Genomic DNA, 15,575 nt, shown 5'->3' with positions numbered 1-15,575 from the left:
ATGCAGCAACACGGCGAAGCTTCGGTCGAGGAAATTCTCGAATCCATAAAGAAGGTGATTGCGCGCGATAATCGCCTCGACGCCGCCCAGGCGCGTGTGCGCCGCAAGGATGAAGCGGAGGCAATCGCTGCTCCCGATCTTTCGGACGATCGCGATACGGGTGACGATGAAATTCTGGATCTCGGATCAGCCGAATTTGTCGAGCAACCCTGCGATTCAAGCGATCCGGATCAGAGCGAGCCGCTGACAGCCGAAACCACCCGCGGTTCGATGCGTGAAAATTTCGAAGCGCTTGCCATGCTTGCAAAACCCGGCGTCCAACCGCAGATCGTCCGTTCCGGAGAAACGTCGCTGGAAGGGATGGTGCGCGAGATGCTTCGTCCGATGCTGGCCCAGTGGCTCGACACGAACTTGCCACCAATGGTTGAAAAAATGGTCGCCGCCGAAATTGCCCGTATCGCGGGTAAACGCGGCTAAAGGCAAATCGCTTGCACGTGGCAAACTAGCCGCTAGTTTCCGCAGCATGATCAAGACTTTCGGCTTCACCGCCCTTTCGCTTATATTGGCCTCACCTGCTTTCGCGCAGGATGCGGTACCGCAGCCCAGAGCCATGACGGCACAAGACCTTGTGACCATGCCGCGCGTTGCAATGTCGTCAGCCAGTCCTGACGGTCGGAAGGTGATCTATACGATTACCCGAACCGATCCCGAAAGTTACGAGCGCGCCACAGCCATTTATTTGCAGGACATAACCCGTGCGGGGACCGACCCGGTCGAGCTGGACCTGTCCGGAGATGCGAGCGATCTCGCCTTTGCTTCGGACGGGCAGATTTATTTTCTGTCGTCACGCGGCGAAGGCGGAACCTCGCAGGTCTGGCGTGCCGGCCTAGATGCGAAGGGCGCTGTAAGCGCAATTTCGCAGGTCACGAATTTCCAAGTCGATGTGAACGGCTTCCATATCTCGCCCAATTCTTCGAAGATTGCGGTGTTCGGGAAAATTGCCCGCGAATGCCGGACTTTCGGCTGCGACGAGGGCGGTAATAGCAGTTTGACCGGCCCCGGGTCAGGAATGCTGTTCGAAGGCGATGCCGGTTTTGTGCGACATTGGGACGCTTACGAAACGCCGGGCGAATATGGCCGTGTGTTCGTATTCGATATCAGCAGCGGTACGGCGACCAAAGGCGCCGCGCTGGATGGCCCCCCCGGAGACGATGCGCTGATCGCCAATACCCCCACGAGACCGTTTGGCGGGGGAGAGGATATTGCCTGGGGCGCCGACAGTCGCAGCATCTATTTTGCTGCCCGCGTCAAGGATCGAAATGAGCCCTATTCGACCAATGTCGATATCTATGCCTCGGACCTGTCGGGCGCTGCGCCGGTGAATATGACCGCAGCCAATCAGGCAATGGATACTTTACCATCACCCTCTCCCGACGGCAAATATCTTGCGTATGCCGCGATGGAACGCGCAGGATACGAAGCTGACCGGTTGAGAGTGATGCTGCGCGATCTTGGCACCGGGCAGACCCGCATCTTGACACCTGACTGGGATCGTTCGGTAGGGTCGCTGACCTGGACACCGGATTCACAGCATATCATCGCCACGGCGCAGGAAATACTCGATACGCCTGCATTCCGGATAGATGTAAAAACCGGCAGCGTTACCCGTTTGTCTCTTGCACCGGGCCGCGAAGGGCAGATCGGCATTGCCGCCGCGCTGCCCGGCGACAGGCTGGTGTTTACGCGAAGCACCATTGAAGCGCCTTCGGATGTTTATGTTTCGCAAGGCGGGCAGCCCGGGCGGCGGATTACCTATCGTGATACGGATGCAGCGCTGGCCGGGCTGGCTGGCGTCACAACCCGGCGGTTCAGCTTCACAGGGGCCGGCGGCGATACGGTCTGGGGCCAGATAACCCGGCCCGCTGCGATGGCGGATAAGACAATTCCGGCAATTCTATACGTCCATGGCGGGCCGCAAGGGTCGTTCAACGACGGGTGGTCGAGCCGCTGGAACCCGCGCGTGGTTGCAAGCCAGGGATATGCCGTGATCTCCATCGATTTTCATGGATCGACCGGATACGGACAGGATTTTACCGACAGCATCAATCAGGACTGGGGCGGCAAGCCGCTGGAGGACCTGCAAAAAGGATTGGCCGCTGCGCTAGAGCTCGACAGCACTATCGACGGCGACAGGGCCTGCGCCATGGGGGCATCATATGGCGGTTATATGATGAACTGGATCGCAGGTAACTGGTCCGACCGGTTTGACTGCCTGGTTCAGCACGACGGGCTGTTTGACATGCGCAGCTTTTATTACACGACTGAAGAATTGTGGTTTCCGAAGTGGGATTTTGGCGGTTCCTATTCCGAAAATCCTGAACTTTACGAAAAATGGAACCCGGTTAATCACGTCGCAAACTGGCAAACCCCCATGCTCGTGATTACCGGTGAAAAAGATTACCGAGTCCCTTACACACAGGGCATCGCCAGCTTCACGGCATTGCAGGAAAAACAGATCCCGTCACAGTTGCTGGTTTTCCCGGACGAAAACCATTGGGTATTGAAGCCGAAAAATTCGCTACAATGGCACAACACGGTTTTTGACTGGTTGAAACGCTGGACTGCAGAATGAGCCTTGGCCGATGAAAGATCTGCGTAAGGCAAAAACAGCGTTGGCGAAGATTGGCGGCGAAGAAACGCAGCGCCACATCTTTCTGTGCGCGGTGTCTGAAAAGCAGAAATGTTGTGACCGCGAAACCGGGAAGAAGTCATGGAGCTACTTGAAAAAGAGACTTAAGCAGCTCGGTCTTGTCGGTCCGAAAAGCGGCGTCAGCGGCGGTATTGCGCGGACCAAGGCAGACTGTCTGCAATTATGTGCGGCAGGCCCGATCGCTGTCGTCTGGCCGGAAAACGTCTGGTATCACAGCTGCACTGAAACCGTTCTGGAGCAGATTATCCAGGAACATCTGATCGGTGGGCGGCCGGTAGATGCCTACCGTCTCCAACAGGCCAAAACGTAGCAACCCTAAAGTGCGTCATCCTTGTTGAGCGGGTCAGAAATCGATTCGTCGTGTCCCGTGCCGTTTGACAGGAACACCAGACCCATCAATGCAGCGGTCAGCAACATCATGAAGCCGATACCCAGCGCCACGGCAATATAGAAATGGACCGAAACGCTGGGTCCGTTTTTGTAAAGCAGTGCCAGCGCAATCAGCACAACACCCGATGTCACACCCAGCATGAACCGCATGAGGCGGCGATAGCGGGCCCATGCGAAAGCGGCTTTTTGAGGGTCATCAAGTGGTGATTTCGGTACCATGAAGGCTGACATGGGAGCGCCAGGCGGATTTGGCAATTGTCCTTGTAAAACCGCTGTGCCGGAATGCGATTCGCATTTCACCCGATTACGTGGCATGTTTTGTGCCGAAGTAACCGCAGGAGCGAAGCAAAAATGGAAGTATTCCGCTTGATCGTAAGCCGTGACAGCAGTGATATCATCACTTGCGACGTCGGGATGAAGGTGCGTGATGTAATTGCTCTTCTCGCGGAAAAACGCATCGGTGCACTGCCGGTCATGCAGGATGGCCGGGTGGTCGGGATATTTTCCGAACGCGATGTTATTTACAAACTTGCTGCAGAAGGCGCACTTTGTCTTGACCGCGAAATCAGCGAAGTGATGACCAAGGATCCCATCACTGTGACGCCCGACACCAAGGTTGACCACGCGCTTGCATTGATGACGCGGCGGCGCATTCGCCATCTGCCGGTAATCGAGGGGGACAATATGCAGGGATTCATTTCGATCGGCGATCTGGTAAAATCTCGGATCGATGAAGTCCAGAGCGAAGCCGAGGCGATGCGGTCTTACATCCAGACCGCTTGAGAAGCGCGCCGCGTAACCCTACATCAGTAGCATGGACATGCCCCAACTTTCATTAACTGCCAACGCGGCGAAACGCGTGGCTGCCATTGCCGAAAAACAGGCCAGGCCGGCGATATTGCGCCTTTCGGTGGAGGGAGGGGGTTGTTCCGGCTTTCAATACAAATTCGATCTGGCCGATTTTCCTGACAGCGACGACATGATCAGTGAAACCGATGGCGTTCGTCTGGTCGTCGATCCGGTCAGCCTTGATCTGGTCGCAGGAAGCACGGTGGATTTCGTCGAATCGCTAGGCGGCGCAGCGTTCAAAGTCGAAAATCCGCAAGCTGCCGCCGGTTGCGGATGCGGCTCCAGCTTCGGAATCTAGGACTACCTGCCATACCGGCGATTTTTGGCCGGAGCGTGATGGACGCGGTTGCCGAGATGCGGCTAAACACCGGGTCATGAAAATTGCCACCTACAATATCAACGGGATCAAGGCTCGGTTGCCGCGCTTGCTTGAATGGTTGGAGGAAACACGTCCTGCAGTCGCTTGCCTGCAGGAAATCAAGACGATGGATGACGGGTTTCCGGCAGAAGAATTCGAAAAGATCGGCTACAAATCGATCTGGCACGGCCAGAAAAGTTTCAACGGGGTGGCAATCCTTGCCGACGGTGTGCTTCCAGTCGAAAAACAGCGAGGGCTGCCCAGGCTATCAGACGATGATCCCGACGATGAACAATCGCGTTATCTCGAAGCTGACGTGAATGGTGTGCGGATTGCCTGTATTTACCTACCCAACGGGAATCCGCAGCCGGGACCCAAGTTCGATTACAAGCTGGCGTGGATGGAGCGTCTGCGCGTGCGGATGAAACATTTGTGGGATCTGGAAATACCGACGATAGTGCTGGGGGATTTCAACGTCATTCCGGAAGCCAAGGACACATATTCGGTCCGCGCCATGGCTGATGACGCGCTGACCCAGCCCGAATCGCGCGATGCGTATTTCCGCCTGCTTGCCGGCGGCTGGACCGATGCAATCGAAACGCTCAACCCGCGCGGTGGCGTGTGGACTTATTGGGATTATCAACGCGGAGCTTGGCAGCGCGATCACGGCTTCCGCATCGACCATTTGCTGCTTTCACCCGAATTGGCGGACCGCATGACCGCGGCCGGGGTCGATAAGGAGTTTCGCGGCCGCGAACGTGCCAGCGACCATACACCCGTCTGGGTGGAACTGGCGCCCGCCTGAACTTTCGCACGTTATCCGACGGGCGGGCGGCGGACGGGCGTGAGACAACTGGCGGACAAACAAAAGGCCCCCGATCCCTGGTAGGGACGAGAGCCTTCCTGTTCATTGCGCTTCTGCTTGGTAATCAGAGGGAAAACACGCGACTAACGGTAGAATACGTGCGTTCTGATCGTGGCGCGCGCCGTTTTTGTACGGGCCCAGCGTGGTTTTACATAAGTCGCATGGAAATAAAGCGAATCGCCCGCTTCACTCTGCCAGGTGCCCTCATGCGCGATTGTGGCGATGGCTTTCGCCTTGCGCCATGCACTGCTGCCGGTGCGCGGTGCCGGAATTCGGCCACCTTTTACAAAAGAAAACTGAGATCGCTGCGTGACAACGCCGCAATAATCCGAAGGAAACTGACGGTTATCAGCGCGATTGATGATTACCGCAGCAACAGCCAACTGGCCATCAAGCGGTTCGCCGCGGGATTCGAAATACACTGCGCTGGCAAGACAATGAAGGTTGCTGGACAGTTTGCCTGACGTTGTCGTTTCGGAAACGAGCTCACGAAGCGAGCCTGCGTTTGCCGGTGCCGGTTGATCTGAGTCAGCGGCTTGGGCCCCGGCTTCGGTTTCCGTGGCTGGTTCCCCAGCGGGAAGTGGTTGGACCAATTCTTCGGAAATGAAGGCTTGATTGGCAGCACCCTGAAATTCAGGATCGCTAAACTGGATCGCGGGCGCCGAATCGGCTGCCTCTGCTGCCACGCCGGAACTTTCCGACAGGGCGAAGGTTGTAATCAGGGTGGCGGCCACGGCGACAACGCCAGCCCGCTTGGTCTTTCGGCTCATGTTGTTCGTCTTTTGAGCGGTGAACGGGCTCTGTCGCAGGTTGGACCCTGTTGTGTCGATTCTATCAGGTCGGGTCGTAGTGGGCCTGCCGGCCGTTCCCCGTCTGCGTGCCTGCTGAACAGATCTTATTATCTGCTACGCTGCATACGCGTCTGGTGTTCGACAGGCCAAATAGCTGACGTAAACGTTAAGTCAACTAAACCGATCCGACATTAACGATGAACCGTTCTGCATCCGCGATATCCAGCTCCAAAATCCAGATGTCCCGATCTTGTTTGGCCCGGCGGGACAAATAATCCTGAAATTCCATAGGGTTATCTACGTCCATTTCGCGTGACGCAATAAAATTGCGCGAACCGTCCAGCTGCGGCATCCGCTCGAACAGCCTCTGGTGCCCATTCTTTTCCAATGTGACGATCAGTATCGTTCCGGCGTCGCGTTCACCTTTTGCAATAACCGTTGCAAAGCCGCCGGCGGCCTGAACCGACCGGATCAGCCCGCTGATTTCCAGATGTGCAGGCAAGCGGGTATCCAAATCAGGCCCCTGCCGTCCGGTAGCCTGGCAATGTCGAGAGGGGGATGCGCGAGCGCATGAATGTGCCTGTCCCGCGCCCGATTTCCTCACCGTCCGCATCTACCAACCGCGATTCGGCGACCAGGACCCGCCGCCTGCCACTAACCCAGCGGCCGAATGCGGTGACATCGCCCGCGCGGACGGGTTTGGAGAAATGCAGATTGAATGACGTGGTGAGCAAGAACCGGTCCGTGACAAGCGTATTTGCCGCGTAGAAAGCGGCATCGTCGAGCATTTTGAAATAGATAGTGCCGTGAGCAGCACCGGCAGCGTGAAAGCATCGCTCGTCCACTGTGAAGCGGATAATCGCTTGGCCCTGCTCCTCGATTTGCAGACGAGAGCGAAAACTTTCGTTGATCGGCGCGGAACGGTAAAGTCCTTCAAGCGCGCGAAAATGCTGGGCAGCGCCCATTTCCGGGTCTGCAGTGTCAGATTCAGGCAGCGTCACGGTCCGCAATGTTGGTGAGCAGGCCGCGCAGAGCTTCTTCGCTTGGGGCGCTTGACAATCTTTCGTGCATCGCCTCATCGCGTAGCAAGCGCGAAATTGCGGCCAAAGCCTGCAAATGTGCGGCACCCGCATCCGCCGGGGAGATTAGCCCGAATATCAGATCAACTGGCCGACCATCTGCTGACCCGAAATCAATCGGCTGCCCAAGCCGCAGACAGGCCGCCATAGGACGCTTCAATCCTGAAACGCGCGCATGGGGTATCGCGATACCCCGTCCAAATCCGGTGCTGCCCAATTGCTCACGTTCTCGTAGCGATTCCAGAATCTCGTCCGCATCCAGCGAATAGGCACGCGCAAAAACGCGCGCCAGGATATCCAGTCCGGCTTCCTTGTTTTCAGGAGCCGCGATTTGCACCGCTTCGGGTACTATCTTGAATTCTGCGTTCATTATCCGGTCAAATCAATTCGTTATAGGGCCCCCGACATACACCCTTATTGCAGAATTCCAGCGGACGATACCGCCGAGATACGCGAAAAAGAGGTGGGGTCAGCATTATTTGCGGCGCACCGAGCGATTCCGCGAATGGGCCGTCAGGACGGTTCGACCCAGCCGATCGATCCATCATTGCGGCGATAGACCATATTATGCCTCCCGGTGCCAGCATTTTTGAAAAACAGCGCATTGGTATCACGCAAATCCAGCATCATGACCGCGTCTGAAACGCTTGCCTCGGGAATATCGACCCGCATTTCCGCGATAATCGGCGGGGCATCTGCAACTGTATCCTCGAGAATTGTATCATCCGGATCATCCATGCCACCCGCGAACACGATGTAGGCAGCCTCTTCTTCCTTTACGGCGTGCGCCGTTTGCGCATGGCGATCATTCAGCCGCCGTTTGTAACGCCGAAGCTGGGTGTCGATCTTGGCAGCCGCCGCATCCAGCGCCTGATGCGCATCCTGCGCTTCGCCATGCGCTTTTACGATGGTCCCTTGCATAACATGGGTCACGATATCACAGCCAAACCCGTTGGCCGGTGCCTTGCCGAATGTGACGTGCGACGAAATGGCACGGTCGAAATATTTGTCGACGATAGAGCTGAGGCGGTGGGCCGCGTGTTCTTGTAAGGCGGCGCCGGTTTCGACCTGGTGGCCCGAGATCCGAATATCCATCGTGACGAATTCTCCTGTTAAATGCGGCGGGGGCCGCGGAGGTATCGGGCCAGCATGTCAGCTAGCCCAAAGCGGTTTTTTCATGCCTTCGAGAAACGCCCTGTGCCGGGCAAGTTCTTCTTCAGAGGCCGAATGCGGGCGGGGGGCGCGAAAATCGCGTTTCACAAGCTTCCCAACAGGCATTTCGACGACGCTTTGTGTTTCGTTGGCAGCCAGTTCGAGGCCAATCTGTCTGCCGCCGGTCAGTTCGACATAAACCTGCGCCAGCAATTCGGCATCCAATAACGCCCCGTGTTTTACGCGGTGGCTGCGATCGATGCCGTAGCGTGAACATAGTGCATCGAGAGACAATTTCGCGCCTGGGTGTCGGCGTTTGGCAATGGCAACCGTATCGACCATGCGCGACATATCGACCGGTGGCATTTCAGCCAGCGCAAGTTCCGTATTGAGGAAGCCGAAATCGAACGAAGCATTATGCGCCACCAGCGGCGAGTCTTCGATAAATGCCAGCAATTCGCCGGCAGTCTCCGGAAATCTCGGTTTGTCGGACAGAAAACCGATGCTGAGACCATGCACAGCCTCTGCCTGTTCGGGCATATCGCGGTCGGGATTGAAATACGCATGGTAGCTGCGGCCTGTCGCCACCCGGTTGACCATCTCGATGCAACCGATTTCGACCATGCGATCACCCGTCTTGGGGTCGAGGCCGGTTGTTTCCGTATCAAATACGATCTCACGCATTAGCTATACTATCGGACTCGATTGCGGCCATGACAAGGCCCGCAGATTAATGTTTTTGCTCCCGCTGTTGGCTGATCGTCTCAACCAACTGCGAAACCTGGCGTCTGGTCTTTTCAAGAGATCCACCAGTGCCGATAATGTAATTTGCCCGCGCACGTTTTTCGGAATCGGTAACTTGCCTTTTGAGAATCTGGTCGAACTTTTCTGCTGTCATGCCGGGGCGTGCCAGGACTCGCTCTCGCTGAACGCCGGAAGGTGCAGATACGACAACAACATAATCGACTGCCGTTGCCCCGCCTTTTTCGAATAGCAAAGGTATGTCGAACACCAGCAACGTCGCATTGCGGTTTTCAGTGATGAAATCCTGTCGCATTCTGGCAACGGCAGGGTGGACGATCGATTCCAGCCGGGCCAACGCCTGATCATTTCCAAAGACTATCTCGCCCAGCCTGGTCCGGTCGACACCATCTGCCGATGTCGTCCCGGGAAATGCGGCTTCGATTTCCGGAATAAGCAGGCCTTCGGGGCCTTGCAATTTATGGACTGCCGCATCGGCATCGAACACCGGCACTCCGCATTCTTCGAACATCGTTGCCACCGTCGTCTTGCCCATGCCGATTGAGCCTGTCAGCCCGATGATGATGGGGCGCTGCGCTGATCCCTCCCGTTTCGTCATGCCATCAGCCTTTCGCGCAATTCGGAATCAAACTCGCGCGGAGCGGCGCGGCCAAAGAACAGCTCGAATGCTGCCGCAGCCTGCCCGATCAACATCGAATACCCATCGATTGTCGCAAAACCGGCAGTTCGCGCCGCTTTCAGAAAATCTGTTTGTGGCGGATCGGTTACGATATCGTAGAAAATACTGCCCGGGGGTGCGTGGGTAAGATCGAACTTGAGCCCGGCCTGACCGGCCATTCCCAGCGGACTGGCATTGATAATCAGATCGCAGCATCCGTTACGGTCATCGAACTCGAAATCGGTAACCCCGGCAAAATGTGAAAGCGGTGCGGTGTGATGGTCCCCCGCTGGATCCAGCTCATCCAGCAGGAGGCGGGCTTTGCCGGGGTCTCTGGCAGCGACGACCAGCACGAACCCTTCATTCGCTAGTGCAGTGATAATTGCGCGGGCCGCACCGCCCGCGCCGATTACGCGCGCCATCCGGAACAAATGGCGTTGCCGGACCATGTCCTGCAGTGGCTCGATAAATCCGGCCACATCGGTGTTATATCCCGCAAGCCTGCCATCGTCCCCGCGTACGACCGTATTCACCGCACCCACTTTGGCGGCCAGCGAATCAATCCGGTCAAGCAGCGGCAATATCGCCTGTTTATGCGGCATCGTGACGTTGCATCCACGCCAATCGGGATCACCGGCGCAACCCGCCAGATAGTCTGCCAGCATATCCGGCCTGACCAGCCTTTTATCGTAATGTGCTGTCAGTCCCAGCTTTTCGATCCAGAAGCCGTGAATGACCGGCGATCTGGAATGCGCAATCGGGTCGCCGATGACATGGGCGTAAGGTGTAAGGCCGGCAAGCTGGACGGTCATGAGTCGAGTTCACCAAAAACGCGTAGAGCGCCCAAGACCTGCAAGAGCGGCATACCCAGCACGGTAAATTGATCACCTTCGATGCTGTCGAACAATTGAACCCCCAGTGCTTCGATCCTGAAAACTCCCACACAATGCGACACTTCGGGCCATTCGGCATCGAGATATTTTTCGATAAACCGGCCTGATAAGTCACGAACTTGCAGTGACGCCATTGCGCTGTGACGCCAGACGATACGTTCTCCGCGTGCAAGCGAGGCGGCGCTGTGGAGATGGAGCATTTTGCCCGAGAAGAACTGCAAATGTTTGGCCGCGTCATCACGTGACTGCGGCTTGTCAAACCGTTGTCCGGCAACTGTGACGAGCGAGTCGCTGCCAAGCACCAGATCGCGCGGTCGCTGCGCGGCCACTGCCAGTGCTTTGGCATCCGCCAAAGCGGCGGCAATTATGTCCACCGAACCGTCTGCTAACCCGGATTCGAGAGCTCTTTCATCAATATTTGCAGGCAAAGCCACGTAGCTGACCCCAGCCGCATCCAGCATGGCCCGCCGTGACGCACTTTTCGATGCGAGAACAATCATATCGGTTTTGCGTCGACCCTGGCCGGGGCATCGCGCGCCTCACGCTCGTTATAAAGCTTGATGATTGCCGCTGCGGTCTCTTCGATAGAGCGCCGGGTCACATCGATCACCGGCCAGCCATTATCGGCGAACATCCGGCGGGCAAATTTCACTTCCTGCTGGACACGCTCATCATCGACATAGGACGTTTCGGTGCCTTCATTCAGACTGAGCAGGCGATTGCGGCGGATCTGCACCAGCCGTTCAGGCGCGGTAGTCAAACCCACGATCATCGGATGCCGCAGCCTGAAAAGATCATCGGGAGGCGGGCTTTCGATCACCAGCGGGATATTGGCAGTCTTATAGCCGCGGTTGGCGAGATATATGCTGGTGGGCGTTTTGGAACAGCGCGAAACCCCGGCGAGAATGATCTCCGCCTCCTCCCAATCCTCGTAAGCAATTCCGTCATCGTGAGCGATGGTATAATGGATCGCATCGACGCGTTTGAAATACGCCTCGTCCATCAAGTGCTGCCGCCCGGGCCGGCCGTGAGCTTCCTGACCGAGCTGGTTTTCCAAAGCCTGGGTTACAGCATCAAGCGCGGGGACGGCGGGCAAGCCCAATGTGCGGCAATGTTCCTCGAGCCGGCTGCGCGTTTCATCATTAACCAATGTAAACATGACCAGACCCGGTTTGGCAGCCAGTTCGGTCATGATCCGGTCCAGGTGGACACGGCTGCGGACCATCGGCCAGAAATGGCGGACAACCTCGGCGTCATCAAATTGTGCGAGCGCGGCCTTCGCGACCATTTCCAATGTCTCGCCGGTCGAATCCGACACGAGATGCAAATTTACTTTGGTCATACGGGTCAGGTTCCGGAGCTGGGAATTGCGCCGTTTCAGGCTGTGGACAATCACCGGCATAAACCACGGGACGAAACAGCGGACAAGTTTTTGCTCCCGATCCATGCCCACTACGAGTCATCCGCAGGGTGTTTTGAACACAGGTAGCCTGGCCAATCCACAGACCCGGGACAGCGGGGAAAAGTGTCGTTTGACTCGCTTGGCTAACCGACTCCTCTGCGGATTCGGAGATTGCGAAAACCTGATTTGGAATCTGTTCAAACCGGGACAAATCGGGCAGGGAGCACCTGTCCCCGCTTTCCACAGGGCCATCTATCTTCAACAGAATCTATAAATATACTTATATATTCAGTAAGGACGTCTCTTCGATGCCTGGTCCTCTTCTCGAAACATTGCGCGGAACCCGGCTTCCGGTGCCTCCGGTGTGGCTTATGCGCCAAGCTGGCAGGTATCTGGCCGAATACCGCGCGCTACGCGCAGAGAAGGGCGGATTTCTCGATCTGGTCTATGATAGCGATGCTGCTACCGAAGTCACGATCCAGCCGATCAGGCGGTTCGGGTTTGACGGGGCGATCCTGTTTTCGGATATTCTGATCGTGCCGCATGCCATGGGCCAAAATTTGGAGTTTCTGGCTGGTGAAGGCCCAAAGCTTTCACCGACGCTGATAGACACCGTTCTGTCTTCGCTGGAAGCTGTGCCTGAGCGGCTTGCGAGGATTTATGAGACCGTTGCCAAGGTCAGGGCTGTATTGGGCCCTGAGACGACCTTGCTGGGCTTTGCCGGTAGCCCGTGGACAGTAGCGACTTACATGGTCGCCGGCGAGGGGAGCCGCGACCAGTTCGATACCCGCGCACTGGCATACCGCGATCCTGCAGCATTTGCCGAAATCATCGATGCAATCACTGCTGTCACGATCGAATATCTTTCTGGTCAGATCGAAGCCGGCGCGGAAGGTGTGCAATTGTTCGACAGTTGGGCGGGCAGTCTGGCGCCCGCAGAGTTCGAGCGCTGGGTTATCGGCCCCAATGCGGCCATTACCGCCGCAATCCATGATCGCCATCCCGCTGTGCCGGTCATCGGTTTTCCCAAAGGCGCGGGCGAGAAATTGCCGGCCTATGCCCGCGAAACAGGGGTTGATGCTCTGGGTATCGATGAAACGATCGATCCGCTTTGGGCGGCGAAGCATCTGCCCGGCGGGCTGCCGGTTCAGGGCAATCTTGATCCGCTCCTGCTGCTTGCCGGCGGCGCTGAACTGGATTGCCGGATTGATTATATCCTTGGCGCATTTGCCGGCCGGCCGCACATATTTAACCTTGGTCACGGGATTGATCGCCGGACTCCGGTTTCGCATGTCGAAGCATTGCTTAGAAAATTACGGGGTTAAATTCCGTCCAACCCTGGCCTAAATCACACCCATGCAGGATGTCCTCGCGATGATCTATCTCTGGCTCAAGGCTGCCCACATCACGTTTGTCATCTTCTGGATGGCCGGATTGTTCATGTTGCCGCGGTTTTTCGTCTATCATCAGGAGGCTGCCGAAGGATCGCCGGAGGCAGCTGCCTGGGTCGACCGCGAGCGCAAGTTGCTCAGGATAATCCTGTTGCCATCGCTGATAGTTGTTTGGTTGGCCGGATTGGCGCTGGCGATGTCCACCGGAGCATTCATGCAAGGGTGGTTCCATGCCAAATTGCTGCTGGTTATCCTGCTGAGCGGTTATCACGGTTATCTCGGCAGCTACGCGAAAAAACTCGCACGCGGCGAACGGCGATCTTCCGGAAAAACGCTCCGGCTGCTCAACGAAGTTCCCGGGATCGCGATTGTTTTGATCGTTATCTTGGTAGTCGTGAAACCGTTTTAGGAAAAGTTCGTCAAGCGCGGGCCGTTTACGGAATTGACGGCGCGGCATTGCAGTCGTAATTGACAATTCAACCCGGCAACTGGTCGCCCGTGCGACCGGACCCGCTTTCTCCAAGCCCACAGGTCCGCCGGCCATCTCAGACACGCAATTTTCATTGCCGGAAATTATTTATGCATCTTAAAGACCTGAAACAGAAAACGCCCGCAGAACTCGTCCAGATGGCCGAAGATCTCGATGTGGAAGCGGCAAGCACGATGCGCCGTCAGGACTTGATGTTCTGCATTTTGCGCGAACTTGCAGAAGACGATGAATATAGCGATGATATCATGGGTCTTGGCACAATCGAAGTGCTTCAGGACGGGTTCGGCTTCCTTCGCAGCCCCGAAGCGAACTATCTCGCCGGCCCCGATGATATCTATGTTTCGCCCAATATGGTCCGCAAGGCCGGTTTGCGTACCGGCGACACTGTCGAAGGTGAAATTCGCGCACCCAAGGACGGCGAACGCTATTTTGCGCTAAACACGATCACCAGCGTCAATTACGATGATCCCGATGCGGTTCGTATGCGGACGAACTTCGACAATCTGACGCCGCTTTATCCGGACGAGAAGCTGTCGCTCGATACGCTTGATCCCACGGTAAAGGACAAATCGGCGCGGGTAATCGATATCATCTCGCCGCAGGGCAAGGGCCAGCGCGCGCTGATCGTCGCTCCGCCGCGGACGGGTAAAACAGTTCTGCTGCAGAATATCGCCAAGGCCATTACCGACAATCACCCAGAGGTTTTCCTGATTGTCCTGCTGGTTGACGAACGGCCCGAAGAAGTCACGGATATGCAGCGCAGCGTGAAAGGCGAAGTTGTATCCTCCACTTTTGACGAGCCTGCGACACGCCACGTGCAAGTCGCCGAAATGGTGATCGAGAAGGCCAAACGTCTGGTCGAACACAAGCGCGATGTCGTTATCCTGCTCGATTCCATCACGCGCCTGGGCCGCGCTTACAACACGGTTGTGCCTAGCTCGGGTAAAGTTCTTACCGGCGGTGTCGATGCAAATGCGCTGCAGCGCCCCAAGCGGTTCTTCGGCGCGGCGCGTAACATTGAAGAGGGCGGCTCACTGTCGATCATTGCAACCGCTCTGATCGATACCGGCAGCCGCATGGATGAAGTGATTTTCGAAGAGTTCAAAGGCACGGGCAACTCGGAAATCGTGCTTGATCGCAAAGTTGCAGATAAACGCATATTCCCGGCTCTGGATGTGGGTAAGTCTGGCACCCGCAAGGAAGAGATCCTTGTCGAGAAGGACAAGCTTTCAAAAATGTGGGTGCTTCGCCGTATTCTGATGCAAATGGGTACCATCGATGCGATGGAATTCTTGCTGGACAAGATGAAGGATTCCAAAACCAACGAAGACTTCTTCGATACGATGAATCAATAGGATACCAGAGGTTTCGGTTGCGCCAATACGTATATATTTCGACCGCACCCGGTTTGTCTGAAGACCAGGTCCAAGAAATCGTCGAATCCGCGTCTCGCAACAATGCGGCGCAGGGTGTCGGCGGATTCCTGCTTTATAACGGCAGAAACTTCCTGCAATTGTTAGAGGGAGAGGGTTCGCAGCTGATGCTTTTGATGTCACGGATCATGGCCGATCCGCGCCATACGGGCGTCTTGAAGCTGGAAGATATTGCCGTTGAAAGCCCGGTGTTCGAAAGCTGGGCAATGCGCAGGATCAAATTCGGCGATACTCTGGGCGAGCGGCGCCGGATATTGGAAGAACAGTTACCCGGCGGGCTTCACCCGCAAGTCTTGCGGCTGGTACGAAATTTCGCCGCATTGAATTAGCGTTCGCAGGCCATGCCGGATTA

The 15,575-nt window shown here is 56.5% G+C and carries 21 protein-coding genes; 10 read left to right on the top strand and 11 right to left on the bottom strand.

The features are described 5' to 3' along the window. Genes WFP06_RS00395 through WFP06_RS00385 form a run of 3 tightly spaced genes read left to right on the top strand, consistent with a single transcriptional unit; the run spans position 1 to position 3,020 of the window. A complete protein-coding gene (locus WFP06_RS00395) occupies positions 1-477 on the top strand; it encodes a DUF2497 domain-containing protein (protein ID WP_336985282.1) in 477 nt (158 codons plus the stop codon). A gap of 46 nt (positions 478-523) precedes the next feature. Continuing rightward, on the top strand, positions 524-2,632 hold the full coding sequence (locus WFP06_RS00390) for a S9 family peptidase (RefSeq protein ID WP_336985281.1): 2,109 nt from the start codon (positions 524-526) through the stop codon (positions 2,630-2,632). A 10-nt stretch (positions 2,633-2,642) separates the two neighbouring features. Continuing rightward, complete coding sequence (locus tag WFP06_RS00385; RefSeq protein WP_336985280.1) at positions 2,643-3,020, top strand: (2Fe-2S) ferredoxin domain-containing protein; 378 nt, start codon at positions 2,643-2,645, stop codon at positions 3,018-3,020. A gap of 5 nt (positions 3,021-3,025) precedes the next feature. Here the strand turns inward: WFP06_RS00385 and WFP06_RS00380 are convergent, their stop codons facing one another. Then, entirely contained in the window at positions 3,026-3,319 is a 294-nt protein-coding gene (locus tag WFP06_RS00380; RefSeq protein ID WP_336985279.1) for a hypothetical protein, read from the bottom strand. Positions 3,320-3,451: 132 nt separating this feature from the next. On the opposite strand from WFP06_RS00380, the gene WFP06_RS00375 reads away from it, so the two are divergent. The 3 genes from WFP06_RS00375 to xth all read left to right on the top strand — a co-directional run bounded on the left by WFP06_RS00375 (position 3,452) and on the right by xth (position 5,112). Next, positions 3,452-3,883 carry a CBS domain-containing protein gene (locus WFP06_RS00375; RefSeq protein ID WP_336985278.1) on the top strand — a complete coding sequence of 144 codons (432 nt, stop codon included), beginning with the start codon at positions 3,452-3,454 and terminating at the stop codon, positions 3,881-3,883. A gap of 31 nt (positions 3,884-3,914) precedes the next feature. Continuing rightward, a complete protein-coding gene (locus WFP06_RS00370) occupies positions 3,915-4,247 on the top strand; it encodes a HesB/IscA family protein (RefSeq protein ID WP_336985277.1) in 333 nt (110 codons plus the stop codon). A 76-nt stretch (positions 4,248-4,323) separates the two neighbouring features. Further along, a complete protein-coding gene (gene xth / locus WFP06_RS00365; RefSeq protein ID WP_336985276.1) occupies positions 4,324-5,112 on the top strand; it encodes an exodeoxyribonuclease III in 789 nt (262 codons plus the stop codon). Between the two features lie 143 nt (positions 5,113-5,255). Here the strand turns inward: xth and WFP06_RS00360 are convergent, their stop codons facing one another. From WFP06_RS00360 to WFP06_RS00315, 10 genes are all read right to left on the bottom strand, one after another. Then, positions 5,256-5,942 carry a cell wall hydrolase gene (locus WFP06_RS00360; RefSeq protein WP_336985275.1) on the bottom strand — a complete coding sequence of 229 codons (687 nt, stop codon included), beginning with the start codon at positions 5,940-5,942 and terminating at the stop codon, positions 5,256-5,258. 196 nt (positions 5,943-6,138) lie between these two features. Continuing rightward, the gene (locus WFP06_RS00355) at positions 6,139-6,477 is read right to left on the bottom strand and encodes a DUF1491 family protein (RefSeq protein WP_336985274.1); all 339 of its coding nucleotides are present in this window, start codon (positions 6,475-6,477) and stop codon (positions 6,139-6,141) included. Between the two features lies 1 nt (position 6,478). Continuing rightward, positions 6,479-6,928 carry a PaaI family thioesterase gene (locus WFP06_RS00350; protein WP_336987589.1) on the bottom strand — a complete coding sequence of 150 codons (450 nt, stop codon included), beginning with the start codon at positions 6,926-6,928 and terminating at the stop codon, positions 6,479-6,481. 22 nt (positions 6,929-6,950) lie between these two features. After that, the gene (locus WFP06_RS00345; protein WP_336985273.1) at positions 6,951-7,412 is read right to left on the bottom strand and encodes a PTS sugar transporter subunit IIA; all 462 of its coding nucleotides are present in this window, start codon (positions 7,410-7,412) and stop codon (positions 6,951-6,953) included. Positions 7,413-7,555: 143 nt separating this feature from the next. Beyond that, on the bottom strand, positions 7,556-8,137 hold the full coding sequence (gene hpf, locus WFP06_RS00340; protein ID WP_336985272.1) for a ribosome hibernation-promoting factor, HPF/YfiA family: 582 nt from the start codon (positions 8,135-8,137) through the stop codon (positions 7,556-7,558). Positions 8,138-8,194: 57 nt separating this feature from the next. Further along, positions 8,195-8,878 carry a DNA polymerase III subunit epsilon gene (gene dnaQ / locus WFP06_RS00335; RefSeq protein WP_336985271.1) on the bottom strand — a complete coding sequence of 228 codons (684 nt, stop codon included), beginning with the start codon at positions 8,876-8,878 and terminating at the stop codon, positions 8,195-8,197. A gap of 46 nt (positions 8,879-8,924) precedes the next feature. Further along, entirely contained in the window at positions 8,925-9,554 is a 630-nt protein-coding gene (coaE, locus tag WFP06_RS00330; RefSeq protein WP_336985270.1) for a dephospho-CoA kinase, read from the bottom strand. Next, a complete protein-coding gene (gene aroE / locus WFP06_RS00325) occupies positions 9,551-10,426 on the bottom strand; it encodes a shikimate dehydrogenase (RefSeq protein ID WP_336985269.1) in 876 nt (291 codons plus the stop codon). Before aroE ends, coaE begins: the two co-directional genes overlap by 4 nt. After that, positions 10,423-11,007: a Maf family protein gene (locus WFP06_RS00320; protein ID WP_336985268.1), complete on the bottom strand. Its 585-nt coding sequence runs from the start codon at positions 11,005-11,007 to the stop codon at positions 10,423-10,425. Before WFP06_RS00320 ends, aroE begins: the two co-directional genes overlap by 4 nt. Next, complete coding sequence (locus WFP06_RS00315) at positions 11,004-11,849, bottom strand: pyruvate, water dikinase regulatory protein (protein ID WP_336985267.1); 846 nt, start codon at positions 11,847-11,849, stop codon at positions 11,004-11,006. Before WFP06_RS00315 ends, WFP06_RS00320 begins: the two co-directional genes overlap by 4 nt. Positions 11,850-12,217: 368 nt before the next feature. Between WFP06_RS00315 and hemE the strand changes: the two genes are divergently transcribed. The 4 genes from hemE to WFP06_RS00295 all read left to right on the top strand — a co-directional run bounded on the left by hemE (position 12,218) and on the right by WFP06_RS00295 (position 15,552). Continuing rightward, the gene (hemE, locus tag WFP06_RS00310; protein ID WP_336985266.1) at positions 12,218-13,234 is read left to right on the top strand and encodes a uroporphyrinogen decarboxylase; all 1,017 of its coding nucleotides are present in this window, start codon (positions 12,218-12,220) and stop codon (positions 13,232-13,234) included. 31 nt (positions 13,235-13,265) lie between these two features. After that, the gene (hemJ, locus tag WFP06_RS00305; RefSeq protein ID WP_336985265.1) at positions 13,266-13,709 is read left to right on the top strand and encodes a protoporphyrinogen oxidase HemJ; all 444 of its coding nucleotides are present in this window, start codon (positions 13,266-13,268) and stop codon (positions 13,707-13,709) included. Between the two features lie 170 nt (positions 13,710-13,879). After that, entirely contained in the window at positions 13,880-15,145 is a 1,266-nt protein-coding gene (gene rho / locus WFP06_RS00300) for a transcription termination factor Rho (RefSeq protein ID WP_336985264.1), read from the top strand. After that, the gene (locus WFP06_RS00295; RefSeq protein WP_336985263.1) at positions 15,028-15,552 is read left to right on the top strand and encodes a BLUF domain-containing protein; all 525 of its coding nucleotides are present in this window, start codon (positions 15,028-15,030) and stop codon (positions 15,550-15,552) included. The genes rho and WFP06_RS00295 overlap by 118 nt, the downstream gene beginning before the upstream one ends. Positions 15,553-15,575 lie beyond the last annotated feature (23 nt).

It is taken from the genome of Altererythrobacter aquiaggeris (genome assembly GCF_037154015.1).
GTDB classification, from domain to species: Bacteria; Pseudomonadota; Alphaproteobacteria; order Sphingomonadales; family Sphingomonadaceae; genus Aestuarierythrobacter; species Aestuarierythrobacter aquiaggeris.
The sequence above is the reverse complement of the archived record's forward strand: the minus strand, read 5'-3'. Positions and strand labels throughout refer to the sequence as shown.